12 protein-coding genes and 2 pseudogenes are annotated in these 14,993 nt (G+C 71.4%); 8 read left to right on the forward strand and 6 right to left on the reverse strand.

The window, feature by feature from the left end:
* Positions 1 to 167: 167 nt before the first annotated feature.
* The 5 genes and pseudogenes from OG207_RS24270 to OG207_RS24285 form a co-directional block, all read left to right on the forward strand.
* The gene (locus OG207_RS24270; RefSeq protein ID WP_329100765.1) at positions 168 to 374 is read left to right on the forward strand and encodes a hypothetical protein; all 207 of its coding nucleotides are present in this window, start codon (positions 168 to 170) and stop codon (positions 372 to 374) included.
* Positions 358 to 870 carry a DUF6879 family protein gene (locus OG207_RS24275; RefSeq protein ID WP_329100767.1) on the forward strand — a complete coding sequence of 171 codons (513 nt, stop codon included), beginning with the start codon at positions 358 to 360 and terminating at the stop codon, positions 868 to 870. The genes OG207_RS24270 and OG207_RS24275 overlap by 17 nt, the downstream gene beginning before the upstream one ends.
* Positions 867 to 1,700 carry a helix-turn-helix domain-containing protein gene (locus tag OG207_RS24280; protein ID WP_329100769.1) on the forward strand — a complete coding sequence of 278 codons (834 nt, stop codon included), beginning with the start codon at positions 867 to 869 and terminating at the stop codon, positions 1,698 to 1,700. The genes OG207_RS24275 and OG207_RS24280 overlap by 4 nt, the downstream gene beginning before the upstream one ends.
* 279 nt (positions 1,701 to 1,979) lie before the next feature.
* Positions 1,980 to 2,087, forward strand: a pseudogene (locus tag OG207_RS44100) (RNA-guided endonuclease InsQ/TnpB family protein); the annotation flags it as partial.
* 32 nt (positions 2,088 to 2,119) lie between these two features.
* A pseudogene (locus OG207_RS24285) lies at positions 2,120 to 2,734 on the forward strand (aldo/keto reductase); the annotation flags it as partial.
* A gap of 204 nt (positions 2,735 to 2,938) precedes the next feature.
* Here OG207_RS24285 and thpR read toward each other — a convergent pair.
* The 3 genes from thpR to OG207_RS24300 all read right to left on the reverse strand — a co-directional run bounded on the left by thpR (position 2,939) and on the right by OG207_RS24300 (position 5,464).
* Positions 2,939 to 3,493 (reverse strand): RNA 2',3'-cyclic phosphodiesterase, encoded by a 555-nt coding sequence (gene thpR / locus OG207_RS24290; RefSeq protein WP_329100771.1) that lies wholly within the window; start codon positions 3,491 to 3,493, stop codon positions 2,939 to 2,941.
* 118 nt (positions 3,494 to 3,611) lie between these two features.
* A complete protein-coding gene (locus OG207_RS24295) occupies positions 3,612 to 5,000 on the reverse strand; it encodes an MFS transporter (RefSeq protein ID WP_402695133.1) in 1,389 nt (462 codons plus the stop codon).
* Between the two features lie 26 nt (positions 5,001 to 5,026).
* A complete protein-coding gene (locus tag OG207_RS24300; protein WP_030010566.1) occupies positions 5,027 to 5,464 on the reverse strand; it encodes a MarR family winged helix-turn-helix transcriptional regulator in 438 nt (145 codons plus the stop codon).
* Positions 5,465 to 5,593: 129 nt separating this feature from the next.
* Between OG207_RS24300 and OG207_RS24305 the strand changes: the two genes are divergently transcribed.
* Positions 5,594 to 5,776: a hypothetical protein gene (locus OG207_RS24305; protein WP_030010567.1), complete on the forward strand. Its 183-nt coding sequence runs from the start codon at positions 5,594 to 5,596 to the stop codon at positions 5,774 to 5,776.
* Positions 5,777 to 5,794: 18 nt separating this feature from the next.
* Here the strand turns inward: OG207_RS24305 and OG207_RS24310 are convergent, their stop codons facing one another.
* Positions 5,795 to 7,261 (reverse strand): NCS2 family permease, encoded by a 1,467-nt coding sequence (locus tag OG207_RS24310; RefSeq protein ID WP_329100774.1) that lies wholly within the window; start codon positions 7,259 to 7,261, stop codon positions 5,795 to 5,797.
* 128 nt (positions 7,262 to 7,389) lie between these two features.
* Between OG207_RS24310 and OG207_RS24315 the strand changes: the two genes are divergently transcribed.
* On the forward strand, positions 7,390 to 7,743 hold the full coding sequence (locus OG207_RS24315) for a DUF2530 domain-containing protein (protein WP_329100776.1): 354 nt from the start codon (positions 7,390 to 7,392) through the stop codon (positions 7,741 to 7,743).
* A 216-nt stretch (positions 7,744 to 7,959) separates the two neighbouring features.
* The gene (locus tag OG207_RS24320) at positions 7,960 to 10,425 is read left to right on the forward strand and encodes a cation-translocating P-type ATPase (RefSeq protein WP_329100778.1); all 2,466 of its coding nucleotides are present in this window, start codon (positions 7,960 to 7,962) and stop codon (positions 10,423 to 10,425) included.
* A 95-nt stretch (positions 10,426 to 10,520) separates the two neighbouring features.
* Here the strand turns inward: OG207_RS24320 and OG207_RS24325 are convergent, their stop codons facing one another.
* Together OG207_RS24325 and serC are read right to left on the reverse strand one after the other, a co-directional pair.
* A complete protein-coding gene (locus OG207_RS24325) occupies positions 10,521 to 13,652 on the reverse strand; it encodes a sacsin N-terminal ATP-binding-like domain-containing protein (RefSeq protein ID WP_329100780.1) in 3,132 nt (1,043 codons plus the stop codon).
* A 150-nt stretch (positions 13,653 to 13,802) separates the two neighbouring features.
* Positions 13,803 to 14,924 (reverse strand): phosphoserine transaminase, encoded by a 1,122-nt coding sequence (serC, locus tag OG207_RS24330; protein WP_030013037.1) that lies wholly within the window; start codon positions 14,922 to 14,924, stop codon positions 13,803 to 13,805.
* Positions 14,925 to 14,993: the final 69 nt, after the last annotated feature.

Genomic DNA, 14,993 nt, shown 5'->3' on the forward strand with positions numbered 1-14,993 from the left:
GGGACCCAAGCCAACTGCTTCGAGTCCACTCCAGGCAAGAGCGGCCCGCGCCGCCCTCGATTTATGCGACAACGCGCATAGTCGCGTTGATGCATAGACGGCTGACCACTGCGCTCCGTACGGTCTTGGTGGCTGGCCCTGACCAGGCCGCGAACCAGGGGGTTCACATGGCTCGTGAGGAACTGACCCGACTGACCGGCAACGGGAACGGCGAGTGCGGACAAGGCGACTGCCCCAACGTGTACCGCACCGCCTCCGGCTCCTTCGTCGTCCAGGGAGACTTGTCCCCTGCCTTCACACCGCCGGACGGCGAGGGGCTCGTGGAGATTCCCGAGAGCGTCCTGAGGGAGGCTGTACGTGCTCTTGGATGGTGACGAATGGCAGAGCAAATTCCGCGGCTTCAAGACCGAGGCGTGGAGGCTTGAGACGCTGCCGCAGTACCTCGTCCCCCAGGAGGCGGAGGAATTCGCCGCCTTCAAGAACGGTGCCCGCTTCCACGGGCCCTACGAGGATTCGTGGACGGACCTGATCCGCAAGCACACGGCAGCAGGCGGGAGTATCGGCCGCGTGCACATCGTCACGCAGCCACTCTCGGACTACCTGCGCTTCGAGTTCGAGCGGTACTACCAGCACCAAGCGCCCATCGGGGAAGACATTCGCATCCTCGACGTAACCGACCGGCCGAACCCGCTGCCGGGCGTCCAGGACTTCTGGATGTTCGACCGCTCCACAGTCGTGCTGATGCACTACGCGGAGGACGGGCGACAGATCTCCCGTGAGCTGTTCGAGGGCGATCCCGCACCCTTCATCGACCATCAGCGCATCGCGCGGGAAGGGTCCATCCCATTCCTGGAGTACGTGCGCGCGTGACGTTCGAGCCTGAGCGGATGGGCCACTCCAGCCGGGAGCTGGCCGACAAGCTCCGCGAGCTGCGCAAGCGATCCGGTCTCTCCGGGGTCCGGGTCGCGGCGCGCTGCAACATGTCCCAGTCGAAGATCAGCCGGATCGAGAACGGCAAGGTCCGGCCGTCCTTGGTCGACGTGGAGCAGATCCTGAGAGCGATCGACGCGCCGGCGGATCTCCTCGCGGAGATCTCCGCCCTGGCACGCATGGCGAACACCGATTGGCAGGACGCACGGTCACTTCGCCGCAAGGGTCTGGACAAGAAGCAGTTCGAGCTGGCCGGTCTCGAAAGGGCGAGCAGCGATTTCCGGTTTTTCCTGCTCTCCATGATCACGGGCCTGCTGTTCACACCCGAATACATCCGGGCCAGCCTCTCGCACATCCCCGGCGACGACTCGAAGGCCGTGGCGAAGAAGCTGGAGCGGCAGGAGGTCCTCTACGACCGCTCGAAGCGGTTTACGTTCATCCTCACCGAGCAGGCCGTCCGCTGGCCGCTCGTGCCGCCGGACGTCTTGGCCGTGCAGATCGACCGGCTGATTTCGCTGACACATCTCCCGAACCTGCGCTTGGGTGTCATCCCTCTTGGCTCACGGACGGCCCCAGCACCGCTGAACACCTTCACCGTGTACGACGACCGCATCGCCACGGTGGAGGTGTCCACGGGCGTCCTGCTCCTCCGCGATCTGAGAGACGTACGTGCGCATCTTCAAGAGTTCGCCGCGTACGAGGAACTGGCTCTCTTCGGCGACACCGCCAGGGAGCACTTCGCGTTCTGGTCCGCAACCTGCCGTGGTTGATCTTTAGTCCACAACGCGACTGGAACTGCAGGTCTTGCCCTGCTCCGGGAAACGATGACGTGCCGTCGTAGAGAACCTCCGGAAGGCGTACGCCATGAGCCGAGCGCGGACCACCATGTCAGGACCGATGCACCTTTTGCTCCTGAACCTGCCGCCAAAACCGGCGGACGGATGTGGGGTGTGCCGCGCCCTGATCGCGCAGCGGCGGGAGGCACGGGACGGAGGTGATTTGTCGGCGGCGACGGATGCGGACGTGGAGATCCGTAACCATCCTCACCGGCCCGGAACGTCTTGCACCTGTACCGGATGGGCCTCGCGCTCATCCCGGCTGCCGGGAGGGCAGTCGCCAGGCGCGCTCGTCGCGTCAAGCCCGCCACCGCAAGGTAGGCAGGAATCTCCCGCATTCATGCAGGAGAGCACTTCAACAGTTCCACCACGTGGACCGGCTGACCCCCTTCGAGGAGATCTGGCAGGCCGTCGAGGTCCTGGTCCAGCAGGGCAAGATCCTCTACGCCGGCTCCTCGAACTTCCCCGGCTGGAAGATCGCCCAGGCCAACGAGACCGCGGCCCGCCACGGCCGGCTCGGCCTGGTCAGCGAGCAGTGCCTCTACAACCTCGCCGAGCGGCGCGCCGAGATGGAGGTCATCCCGGCCGCCCAGGCGTACGGGCTCGGGGTCATCCCGTGGTCCCCGCTCCAAGGGGGCCTGCTGGGCGGGGTCATCAAGAAGGAGGTCGAGGGCGGCCGCCGGGCCTCCGGCCGGTCGGCGGAAGCGCTCGCGAACAGCACCGTGCGGGCGCAGGTGCAGGCGTACGAGGACCTGCTGGACAAGCACGGCCTGGAGCCGGGCGAGGTCGGACTGGCCTGGCTGCTGACGCGTCCCGGGGTCACCGGGCCGATCGTCGGGCCGCGCACGCAGGAGCAGCTCGACTCGGCGCTGCGCGCGGTGGAGCTGGAGCTCCCGCAGGAGGTCCTGGCGGGCCTGGAGGAGATCTTCCCCGGTCCCGGGGCGTCGCCGGAGGCCTTCGCCTGGTAGGCCCGGCCCGGTCCGGGCCCACCGGGCCCGGACCGGGGCGAAGGACTACTGGCCGACGGCAGCCGCCACGGCCACGACGAGGAACATCAGCACGAGTACACCGGCCATCACACGGTTTCTGGTCTTGGGATCCACCCGTCGAGCGTAACGCGGCCCGCCGGCTCCCCCGCACGCCCCCCGGCTCCGGCCGCAGGGCGCGCGGGTTCAGCCGCCGAGCTGCCAGGCCCCGACGGTCTCGTAGCGGGGCTGCTCGCCCTGCACCCCGCTGACGGGAAGGTTGCTGCGGACCAGGCTCAGGGTGTCGACCTGCCAGGGTGTGCCCTCGAAGTCCGCGAGGGCGTCCAGGTAGGGCCGCAGCGGGGTGGTGGCGGTGCGGCCGCGGGCCAGGGTGAGGTGCGGGTGGTACCGGTGGTGCTGGTGCATCGGTACGCCGGCCCGCCGGGCGGCGGCGTCGGCCCGGTCGGCGAGCATCTGCAGGGCGGCGAGCTCCCCGGCGGCGCCGGTCCACAGGGCGCGCTCCCCGAAGTGGCCGCAGCCGTGCAGCCGCAGTGTGAAGGGGGCCGTGCGGTGGGCGGCCCGCTCCAGGCGGGCGTGCAGGTCCGGGAGCACCTCGTCCCGTACCTCGCCCATGAAGGCGAGCGTGAAGTGCCAGCCCGCCCGCGCGGTCCACGTCAGGTGGTCGTCGTGCAGGGGGTCGACGGCCCGGGCCAGCTCGGTGACGGCCGCGTCCGGCGGTAGGACGGCTGCGAACAGTCTCATGGGCCGAGGTTAAGGGTGCGGCGCCGCTGCTGGGGGCTCTGCCCCCAGACGCCCGCGCCTCGAACGCCGGCGTTCGAGGCGCGGGTCCGGGCGGAGCCCGGGAGGCAGGGCCGCAGGGTCAGGCCACCGCCACCAGTTCGCGGCGGTGCGGGACGGCCGGGACGAAGGTCACGCCGTGCCGGTTCACCCGCAGCCGGAGGTTGCCGACCCGGGCCAGGACGACCGCGATCGCGACCGAGGCGGCCAGGGAGATCACCGCACCCGAGGCCATGCCGATCCGGGCGCCGTAGGTGTCCGTGATCCAGCCCAGCAGCGGGGCGCCCAGCGGGGTGCCGCCGGTGAACACCATCATGAACAGGGCCATCACCCGGCCCCGCATCTCGGGGTCGGTCGCCATCTGCACGCTCGAGTTGGCCGTGACGTTGACCGTCAGGCCGAAGATCCCGATGGGTACGAGCAGGGCCGCGAACAGCCAGAAGCCGGGTGCGAAGGCGGTCACCAGGAGCAGGACCGAGAACGCCGCGGCCGCGGCCACCAGCACCCGCAGGCGGGACTGTCCGCGCCGGGCCGCGAGCAGGGCGCCCACCAGGGAGCCGGCCGCGATCAGGGTGTTGAAGAGCCCGTAGGTGCCCGCGTCCCCGTGGAAGACGTCGCTGACGTAGGCCGAGAGCCAGATCGGGAAGTTGAACCCGAAGGTGCCGATGAAGCCCACGAGCACGATCGGCCAGATCAGCTCCGGGCGGCCGGCGACGTAGCGCAGGCCTTCGCGCAGCTGCCCCTTGGCGCGGGGCCTCGGCTCGACCGGCTGCAGTTCGTCGGTGCGCATCAGCAGCAGGCCGGCGAGGGGCGCGGCGAAGGACAGTCCGTTCAGCAGGAAGGCCCAACCGGAGCCGACGGCGGTGATCAGTACACCGGCGATCGCCGGGCCGACCAGCCGCGCGGACTGGAAGTTGGCGGAGTTCAGGCTGACGGCGTTGGCCACCTGGTCCTTGCCGACCATCTCGGAGACGAAGGTCTGCCGGGCCGGGTTGTCGACCACGGTGACCAGGCCGATCGCGAAGGCGGCGAGGTAGACGTGCCACACCTGGACGTGTCCGGCCAGGGTGAGGACGGCGAGGGCGATGCCGGTCAGGCCCATCGCGCTCTGGGTGGCGAGGAGCAGCAGCCGCTTGGGCAGCCGGTCGGCGAGTACGCCGCCGTAGAGGCCGAACATCAGCATCGGCAGGAACTGCAGGGCGATGGTGATGCCGACGGCGGAGGCGGAGCCGGTCAGCGAGAGGACCAGCCAGTCCTGGGCGATGCGCTGCATCCAGGTGCCCGTGTTCGAGACGACCTGGCCGGTGGCGAAGAGCCGGTAGTTCCGGACCTTCAGCGAGCTGAACATCCCTCCCCGGCTGCCGCCGGGGGGTGCCCCGAGGTTCTTGCCCGCCCGTGCCGCGGGGTGCGCGGCGCTGGTGGTGGTGGATATGTGGCCGGGTGCGGAGTCTGCTCCGGTTCCCGTACTCAAAAGCGTTCGCCTCCTGGCGTCGTTCCTTACAGGTGCGCGAGCTTCTCCAGGACGGGTGCGGCCGCGCGGAGCTTGGCCCATTCGTCCTCGGTCAGCTCGGCCGCGAGCCCGGCCAGGAAGGCGTTGCGCTTGCGGCGGCTCTCTTCGAGCATCGCTTCGGCCTCCTCCGTCTGGCGGACCACCTTCTGGCGGCGGTCGTCGGGGTGCGGTTCCAGCGTGACCAGTCCCTTGGCTTCCAGCAACGCGACGATGCGCGTCATCGACGGCGGCTGGACGTGCTCCCGCCGCGCCAGCTCGCCGGGTGTGGCCTGGCCGCAGCGGGCGAGGGTGCCGAGGACCGACATCTCGGTCGGGCTCAGCGACTCGTCGACGCGCTGGTGCTTCAGGCGTCGCCCCAGCCGCATGACGGCGGAGCGGAGGTCGTTCACGGCGGCTGCGTCGTCGCCATGGGAGAGGTCATGCATGTATTTAGAATAACTCATTACTCTTCCTAAGGAAAACCGATTTCAGGCGTACGCCGGGGGTCACTCATACGGGTGAGTCGGCGGCTGAAAGCGACACGCGTGCGCGCCCTGTGCCCCGACCCTTTCGGCATGGGGACACATGTGCTGAGCATGCGCATAGACGGGGAGCTCCTCGACAGGCTCCGGATCCACGCCGCCAAACGCGGAATGAGCGTCCAGGACTATGTGGTCCGGACGCTCATTCGCGATGACTTCGACGAGCGCTTCAAGGCGGCCGTCGACGAGACGGAGAAGTTCTACGGGCTGACGTGAGCCACTGGCTGACGTGAACTACTGGGCGAGGCCGAGGGCGGGCATCGCGTAGTAGAAGACGAACACCGCCGACACCACGTACATGGCCACCGGGACCCCGCGGCCCCGGCCGGTCGCCAGGCGCAGCGCGCAGAAGCTCACGAAGCCGATGCCGATGCCGTTGGTGATCGAGTAGGTGAAGGGCATCATCACCATGGCCAGGAAGGCCGGGACGGCGATGGTGAAGTCGCTCCAGTCGATGTCCTTGACCGAGCCCGCCAGGATCAGGAAGCCGACCGCCACGAGCGCCGGGGTGGCCGCCTGGGACGGGACCATGGTGGCGAGCGGGGTGAGGAACAGCGCCACGGCGAAGAGGCCGCCCGTCACGACGTTCGCCAGACCCGTACGGGCGCCCTCGCCGACCCCCGCCGTGGACTCCACGAAGCAGGTGGTCGCGGAGGAGGAGGTGGCGCCGCCCGAGGCGACCGCCAGGCCGTCGACCAGCAGGACCCGGTTGATCCCGGGGAACTCGCCGGTCTTCTTGTCGATCAGCTTCGCCTCGTCGCCGACGCCGAGGATCGTGCCCATGGCGTCGAAGAAGCAGGACAGCAGCACGGTGAAGACGAAGAGGGCGCCGGTGAGCATCCCGACCTTGTCGAAGCCGCCGAACAGGCTGACCTCGCCGACGAGCCCGAAGTCGGGCATGGACACCGGGTTGCCGGGCCATGCGGGGACCGTGAGGCCCCAGCCCGAGTCGGGCAGCTCCGCGACCAGCTGGACCACGACGGCGAGGACGGTCATGGCCACGATGGAGATCAGGATCGCGCCCGGGGTCTTGCGGATCAGCAGGGCGAGGGTGAGCAGCACGCCGATGACGAAGACCAGGACCGGCCAGCCGTCCAGGTGACCGGTGGCGCCGAGCTGCAGCGGGACCGTGGTGTGCGCGGCGTCCGGGATGCGGGAGACGAAGCCCGCGTCGACCAGGCCGATCAGCATGATGAACAGGCCGATGCCGATGGCGATGCCCTTGCGCAGGCCGAGCGGCACGGCGCTCATGACCCGCTCGCGCAGGCCGGTGGCGACCAGCAGCATCACCACGAAGCCGGCCAGGACCACCATGCCCATGGCGTCGGGCCAGCTCATGCGCGGGGCGAGCTGGAGCGCGACGACCGTGTTCACGCCGAGGCCGGCGGCGAGCGCGATCGGGACGTTGCCGATGACGCCCATGAGGAGGGTGGTGAAGGCCGCCGTTAGGGCGGTGGCCGTCACCAGCTGGCCGTTGTCGAGCTGGTGCCCGTACATGTCCTTCGCGCTGCCCAGGATGATCGGGTTCAGCACGATGATGTAGGCCATGGCGAAGAAGGTCGCGAAGCCGCCGCGGACCTCGCGGGCGACGGTCGAGCCGCGCTCGGAGATCTTGAAGTAGCGGTCCAGTGAGCCGGCGGGTTCCCGGGGGGAAGGCTCCGGGGCGGTGGCTACGGCGGGGGCGGGGGCCGGGGTGCTCATACGGTCCTCATTGGGTGGTTCATACGAAGAAAATGGGCCGCGCCCAAACCGTTTCAGTATGAACACATGAACGAAAGGGCGTCCATCTCCGCGCGTAGATGTCATTTCCCGCCGCCTAGACTTGCCGCATGGCGAAATGGATTGCGAAGCACGAGGCGCCCGAGCCCCTGGAGGGCCCTGTCGTCGCCACCGTCACGGGTGGCACGATCCTGTGGTTCGCCCTCTTCCTGGTCCAGCTGCCCTTCTACGGGTGGTTCGCCGACCGGGGCCAGCTGTGGTGGGTCTGGACCTGCGCGGCCGGTGGTTTCCTCGGCCTGATCGGCATCTGGTACGTCCGCGGCCGCGACGCGGCGCTTGCGCGTCACGCGGCGGAACGGGCGGAGGTCGCTGCGCGGGCCGAGCAGGACGGGCAGGACGGGCAGGACGGGCAGGACGGGCAGGCCGGGCAGGCGGGGCAGGCGGGCTCGGAGCCGCAGGCCTGACCGGGCGCGGCGGCGCGGCTTCGGCGGGGCGGTGCCCCTCCGGGACGTCTCCTCGGCCCGGCGGTGGGTTCGCTCGACCTGCGGGGACGCCCCGGAGTGCCCCCGCCCCACGGGAGGACCCGCGGCGCTACCAGGGGACGATTCGGGTCATCCTGAGGTCTGATCTTCGGACTGCTCGGCGGGTGAACCGAAAGAACCCCGCTTAACGTCGAAGGCATGACGCAGCGGGCTGGAACCGAATCCGACGGGCCGGAGCCGGGTGGCGGGACGGCCGCCCCCGCCATCGACGCGGGAGCGGAGCTGGACCCCGTACACCCGGTACGACCGCCCGCACCCCGGTTCAAGCCGGGCGGGCTGAGCACCGCCGAGGTAGCCGAGCGCGTCGCGCGGGGCGAGGTCAACGACGTTCCGGTGCGCTCGTCGCGTTCGACCACCGACATCGTCCGCGCCAACGTCTTCACCCGGTTCAACGCGATCATCGGCGTGCTCTGGGCGATCATGCTCGTCGTCGCACCGATCCAGGACAGCCTCTTCGGCTTCGTGATCGTCGCGAACACCGGCATCGGCATCATCCAGGAACTGCGCGCCAAGAAGACCCTCGACAGCCTCGCCGTCATCGGCGAGGTCAAACCCAGCGTCCGCCGCGACGGCCGGACCGCCGAGATCTCCACCTCCGAGATCGTCCTCGGCGACGTCATCGAACTCGGCCCCGGCGACAAGGTCGTCGTCGACGGATCCGTCGGCGAGGCCGACGGCCTGGAGATCGACGAATCCCTGCTCACCGGCGAGGCCGACCCCGTCCTGAAGAAGCCCGGCGACCCGGTCATGTCCGGCTCCTTCGTCGTCGCCGGCGGCGGCGCCTTCACCGCCACCAAGGTCGGCCGCGAGGCCTACGCCGCCCAGTTGGCCGAAGAGGCCTCCCGCTTCACGCTCGTCCATTCCGAGCTGCGCTCCGGCATCTCCACCATCCTCAAGTACGTCACCTGGATGATGATCCCGACCTCGATCGGCCTGATCATCAGCCAGCTCCTCGTCAAGGAGAACAACCTCAAGGACTCCATCGCCCGGACCGTCGGCGGCATCGTCCCGATGATCCCCGAGGGGCTCGTCCTGCTCACCTCCGTCGCCTTCGCGATCGGCGTCATCCGGCTCGGCCGCAAGCAGTGCCTGGTCCAGGAGCTGCCCGCCATCGAGGGCCTCGCCCGCGTCGACGTGGTCTGCCTCGACAAGACCGGCACCCTCACCGAGGGCGGCATGGACGTCACCGAGCTGCGCCCGCTCGGCGGCGCCGAGCCGGCGTACGTCAAAAAGGTGCTCGGCGCCCTCGGGGAGTCCGACCCGCGCCCCAACGCCAGCCTCCAGGCGATCATCGACGCCTACCCCGACATGGCCGAGTGGCGCTGCACCGAGTCCCTGCCCTTCTCCTCCGCCCGCAAGTACAGCGGCGCCAGCTTCAGCGAGGGCGACGGCGAGAACAACACCTGGCTGCTCGGCGCACCCGACGTGCTGCTCCCCGCCGGGGATCCGGCCCTCGAGGAGATCAACGGCCTCAACGAGCAGGGACTGCGCGTCCTGCTGCTGGCCCGCTCCGCCCGCGAACTCGACGACGCGGCCGTCGCCACCGGGGTCCGACCGACCGCCCTGGTCGTCCTGGAACAGCGGCTGCGCCCCGACGCCGCCGACACGCTGCGCTACTTCGAGGACCAGAACGTCAGCGCGAAGGTCATCTCCGGCGACAACGCGGTCTCCGTCGGCGCGGTCGCCGGCAAGCTGGGTCTGCCCGGCGCCGAGAACACCGTGGACGCCCGGGGGCTCCCCGCCGACCGGGCCGACATGGCGAAGGTCCTCGACGAGAACTCGGTCTTCGGACGGGTCAGCCCGCAGCAGAAGCGGGACATGGTGGGAGCCCTCCAGTCCAAGGGCCACACGGTCGCCATGACGGGCGATGGAGTCAACGACGTGCTCGCCCTCAAGGACGCGGACATCGGCGTCAGCATGGGCTCGGGCTCGGAGGCGACGAAGGCGGTGGCCCAGATCGTCCTCCTCAACAACAGCTTCTCGACGCTGCCCTCGGTGGTCGCCGAGGGCCGCCGGGTCATCGGCAACATCACCCGCGTGGCCACCCTCTTCCTCACCAAGACGGTCTACTCGGTGCTGCTGGCGATCCTGGTGGTCTGCTCGCAGGTCGAGTACCCCTTCCTGCCCCGCCACCTGACGCTGCTGTCCACGCTTACCATCGGCATCCCGGCCTTCTTCCTGGCCCTGGCACCGAACAAGGAGCGCGCGAAACCGCACTTCGTGAAGCGGGTCATGCGGTACGCGATCCCCGGCGGCGCCATCGCGGCCGTGGCCACCTTCGTCTCGTACCTGATCGCCCGCCATCACTACACGGGCCAGGGAGCCCTCGAAGCCGAGTCCAGCGCGGCCACGCTGACGCTGTTCCTGACGTCCATGTGGGTACTGGCGATCATCGCCCGCCCCTACACGTGGTGGCGGGTGGCCCTGGTCGGTGCGATGGGCGGGGCGTTCCTGATCGTCCTCGTCGTGCCGTGGCTACAGGACTTCTTCCAGCTCAAACTGGTGGGCGTCACGGTGCCGTGGATCGCGGTGGCCGTCGCCGTGGGTGCGGCCGTGCTGATCGAGTTCACCTTCAGGTGGGTCGACCGCAAGTTCCCGGCCTGACCCGACCTGACCTGACCCGACCCGACCCGACCCGCCCCGGGCAGGGCCAGAGCCGGGCCCGGGCCGGGTCAGCGCCCGGCCCGGCCCGCCTCCGGTCAGTCGAACCAGCGGTCCCGGGCCAGTTCCGCCGTGCGCGACGGGTCCTCCAGCAGCGCCGCCACTTCGAAGCGGCGCGGCCACTGGCCCGCCGACCAGGCGAGGCCGGCGGCCACGCCCTCCAGCGTGGACGCGTGCAGCGTGCCGTCGGGGGTGCGGCGCCAGTCGAGCTCCGTGCCGCCCGCGACCAGCTCCTCGTGCTCGACGTACGTCGTCGGAGTGGCCGGACCCAGTAGTACGAGCACCGACTCCGGTACCTCGTGCTCCTCGCCGGGCGTGGTCACCTCCGCCGGAACGGTCGCCGAGAGGCGGCGGACCTGCAGCAGGTCCGCGAGGTCCGCCGCGCGCGCCGGGGGGACTGGCAGCAGCGGCAGCCCCGCCGTCAGCGGGAGCAGGTCCGGCGCGTCCGCGATCACCGCGTCGGCCGCGTCCACCACGAGCACCTCGCCGTCCACCACCGCGCGCAGCTCGTCCGGGAGGGTGACCTGCTCGGGGTCCAGATCGGCCAGCGCGCCGTACAGCCCGTGCAGCTGGTGGCCGGTGACCTCGCGGTCCGGGTCGGCGAGCCGCCCCAGCAGTTCGGCGGCGCCGCCGGGCTCGTCCAGCAGGGCCGCCACGCTGGTCCGTACGCCCAGCGCCCGCAGGACCTGCTCGTCCTCGAAGCCCGTGGCGTCCGCCGAGGTGTAGAGGCCTTGCAGCAGCGGATCGCCGCCCGCCGCGCGCAGGCCCGCCGGGCGGCGGCCGTCGAGCACCGGGTGGTCGCGCAGCCACCAGGCGGTGTACGGGCGCACCGACTGCGTGGTGCCGTCCGGCAGCAGGATCCGCACGGGCTGGGTCAGCGCGTCGCGCAGCGGCGGCTGCGCGAGCATCGCCAGGGCCTGCGGCCAGCAGTCGTCGTCGACGAGGTCGAGGTCGCGGACGGCGATCAGTTCGGTCGCCACCGGCGGGACCGGGAGGTCCGGCAGCTGGTCCAGGAGGTCCTCGCACCACACGTCGACCGCGTCCAGCAGGCCCGCGTCGTCGGGCTCGGCGAAGTCGCCCTCGCGCGGTTCCAGTTCGTCCGGGTCGAGGACCACGTCGGTGGCGCGGACCAGCTGGAAGGTGGCCAGGACCCCGCACGCGGTGAGCGGGCCCGCACCCCACCGCTCGGCGAGGTCCGCGTCCACGTACGGCACCTCGTCCTCGCGGATCACCGAGGCCAGCGGGCTGCCCGGCAGCAGGAGCTCGCCCGCCGGGACCAGTTCCCCCTCCTCGTCCGGCAGGGCCAGCGCGCCGAGCCAGGGCTCGTCGCCCGGCGCCAGTTCGGCGTCCCGGACGAGCCCGAGGACCACCTCGGCCAGCTCGTCGGCGTCCAGGGCGTCGGCGTCCTCGTCCCAGATCTCCCCCGCGTCGAGGGAGGCGGCGACGGCCGCCCGCACCTGCGGGGTCGTCAGGACCGCGCGGGCCGTGGCTGGGAGGGCGCCGAGCTTCTCCAGCAGCGGGTGCGCCGCGTCCGGGTGGGCCACCTTCAGACCCAGCCGGGCCAGGTCCGCCGGCGTGTCCGCGCCGGGCAGCAGGATGTGCCGGGGGCCGATCGAAGTGCGGCCGTCGGCGAGCGGCACGGGCAGCCCCGACAGCCGGTCGGGGTCCACCCCGGCGAGGCTGTCGTAGAGCCGGTGCCACCACTCGGGGGTCCGCTCGATGCCGGCGATCCGCTCGATGGCATCGCCCAGCGGGAGCCGGCCCACCCCCAGGGCGCGCAGCTCGGCCCGGCGCTCCAGGCCCGCCGGCAGCAGGGTCGGCAGCACCTCGGCGAGGACGCGTACGGTGTCGGCGCCCGCGCCCTCCACCACCTCCGCTTCGAAGGGGCGCAGGGCGGCGCGCTCCTCCGCGTGCTCGGGCGGCGCGGCCGGCGCGAGGAAAGCGGTACGGGGCAGGCGCTGGAGGACGGCCGCGCGCAGGGCCCCGTCCAGCTCGCCCTTGCCGAGCGGGCCGGGCACCAGGTCCACGAGGGCGGTCGTCACCGGGTCCCAGGCGCCCAGGAGTTCGGCGTACGCGTCGGCCGCGCGCTCCACGAGGAAGTCGAGCAGCGGCCCCGGCGCGGGATGCCGGCGGGTGGTGTCCAGCGGCAGGGTCGCGATGAGCAGCGCCGGGATGCCCAGCGGTTCGTCGGTGGGGGTCGGGGCGTGCACCACGGGGGCCGTGGCCGGGCGGACCGGGGCGCCGTCGGAGTCGACCGGCACGGCCCAGGACACCGCCCAGGCGGGCCGCAGCCGCTCCTCGACGGGCCGGTCGGCGAGCAGCGCGCGCTCGATGGGGCCGCCGTGGCGGACGGTGCGCCAGCGGTGGGTGACCGTACCGGAGGCGCTGGTGTCCTCGATGACCGTGTACGGGCCCTCGTCGCGCCGGTACAGGGTGCGCGCACCCGCGGTCGGGGTCTCCACGACGACCTCGCGCAGCCCGGGCAGCGTCAGCAGCAGGGCGTCGTCGACGCCCGCCAGCAGCCGTTCCACCAGAGCCTCGGCGGCGGCGTCGCGCAGCGGGAGGACCACGACGGTGTCGTAGCCCTCGGGGGCGGTGCCCTCGGCGGGCAGCGGGAGGCGCAGCAGCGGAACGTGCCCGTCGCGGCGGCGCAGTTCGTCGCCGAGGCCGGGGCTGCCGACGGCCGCGCCCCGGGCCAACTCCCGGGCCTCGGCCAGGGACCAGCGCACGCCGCCGTGGCGGCCGAGCACCGCGGGTTCGTCGGAGACGGCCAGCACGGCCGCGAAGCCGACGCCGAACCGGCCGACGCTGTCGCCGGCGGGCTCCCGCTTGGCGGAGGCGCGCAGCGTGCTCAGCGACTCCACGCCCGTCGCGTCCAGCGGGGCACCGGTGTTGGCGACGGCCAGCAGCGCGTGCCCGCCCTCGCCCTCGTGCAGGGTGAGCCGCAGCCGGCCGGGCACCTTGGCCCGGGCCGCGGCGTCGGCGGCGTTCTGCGCCAACTCGATGACGAGCCGGTCCCGGTAGCCGCCGAGCGCGAGGTCCTCCTCGGCGTTGGCGTCCTCGCGGAACCGGGCCGGGCCCGCACCCCACGCGTCGAGCACCCCGCGCCGCAGCCGGGCCGTGCCGAAGGGGTCCACACCGCTCTGGGCCGCCGTCACTCGCACGCTCACTCCGCTGCCTCCAAAATCGCCGCCGGAGCCCTGAAGGTACCGCGTGCGGGAGAACGCCCACGCCGGTGGCCCCGGGGTGTCCGGGGAACGCCGAAGCCCCCGGCGACAGCAGGTCACCGGGGGCTTCTCGTCGTACCGGGCGGGTAGCGGTCAGAGCTTGTCGATCACGTAGTCGATGCAGGCCGTCAGCGCCTGCACGTCCGCCGGGTCGATCGCCGGGAACATCGCGATGCGGAGCTGGTTGCGGCCGAGCTTGCGGTACGGCTCGGTGTCCACGATCCCGTTGGCGCGCAGCACCTTGGCGACGGCCGCCGCGTCGATGTCGTCCGAGAAGTCGATCGTGCCGATGACGGACGAGCGCTTGTCGGCGTCCACCACGAACGGGGTCGCGTACTTGGACGCCTCCGCCCAGCCGTACAGGTTGCGCGCACTGGCCGCCGTACGGCCGGTGGTGAACTCCAGGCCGCCCTGGCTGTTCATCCACTGCAGCTGCTGGTCCAGCAGGAAGAGGGTGGACAGTGCCGGGGTGTTGTACGTCTGGTTCTTCAGCGAGTTGTCGATCGCCGTCGGCAGCGAGAAGAACTCCGGGATGTGCCGGCTGCCGGAGGCGTGCACGCGGGCGGCGCGCTCCAGGGCGGCCGGGGAGAACGCGGCCAGCCACAGGCCGCCGTCCGAGGCGAAGGACTTCTGCGGGGCGAAGTAGTAGACGTCCGTCTCGGTGATGTCCACCGGCAGACCGCCGGCGCCCGAGGTCGCGTCCACCAGAACGAGGGACCCGGCATCGGCGCCCGCGACGCGCTTGATCGGCGCCGCCACACCCGTCGAGGTCTCGTTGTGGGTGTACGCGTACACGTCCACGCCCGCCTCGGCCACCGGCTCCGGGTGCGTGCCCGGGTCGGAGGAGATCACGGACGGCGCGTCCAGCCACGGCGCGAGCTTCGCGGCCGTGGCGAACTTCGAGGAGAACTCGCCGAAGGTGAGGTGCTGGGACTTCCGCTCGATCAGACCGGCGGTCGCGATGTCCCAGAAGGCGGTGGAGCCGCCGTTGCCCAGGATCACCTCGTACCCCTCGGGGAGGGAGAAGAGGTCCCGGAGGCCCTGGCGCACCGAGCCGACCAGGTTCTTGACCGGGGCCTGGCGGTGTGAGGTTCCGAGCAGGGAGGTACCGGTGGCGGCGAGGGCGTCCAGCGCCTCGGTCCGCACCTTGGAGGGGCCCGCGCCGAAGCGTCCGTCGGCGGGCTTGATGTCAGCGGGAATCTGGATCTCAGCCACGAGCGGAGCGTATCGGGTCCCGGTCCGCGCTCCGGACGCGCGTCCACCCGATGAGACGGTTCCGTCCGG

It is taken from the genome of Streptomyces sp. NBC_01439 (assembly GCF_036227605.1).
Taxonomy (GTDB): domain Bacteria; phylum Actinomycetota; class Actinomycetes; order Streptomycetales; family Streptomycetaceae; genus Streptomyces.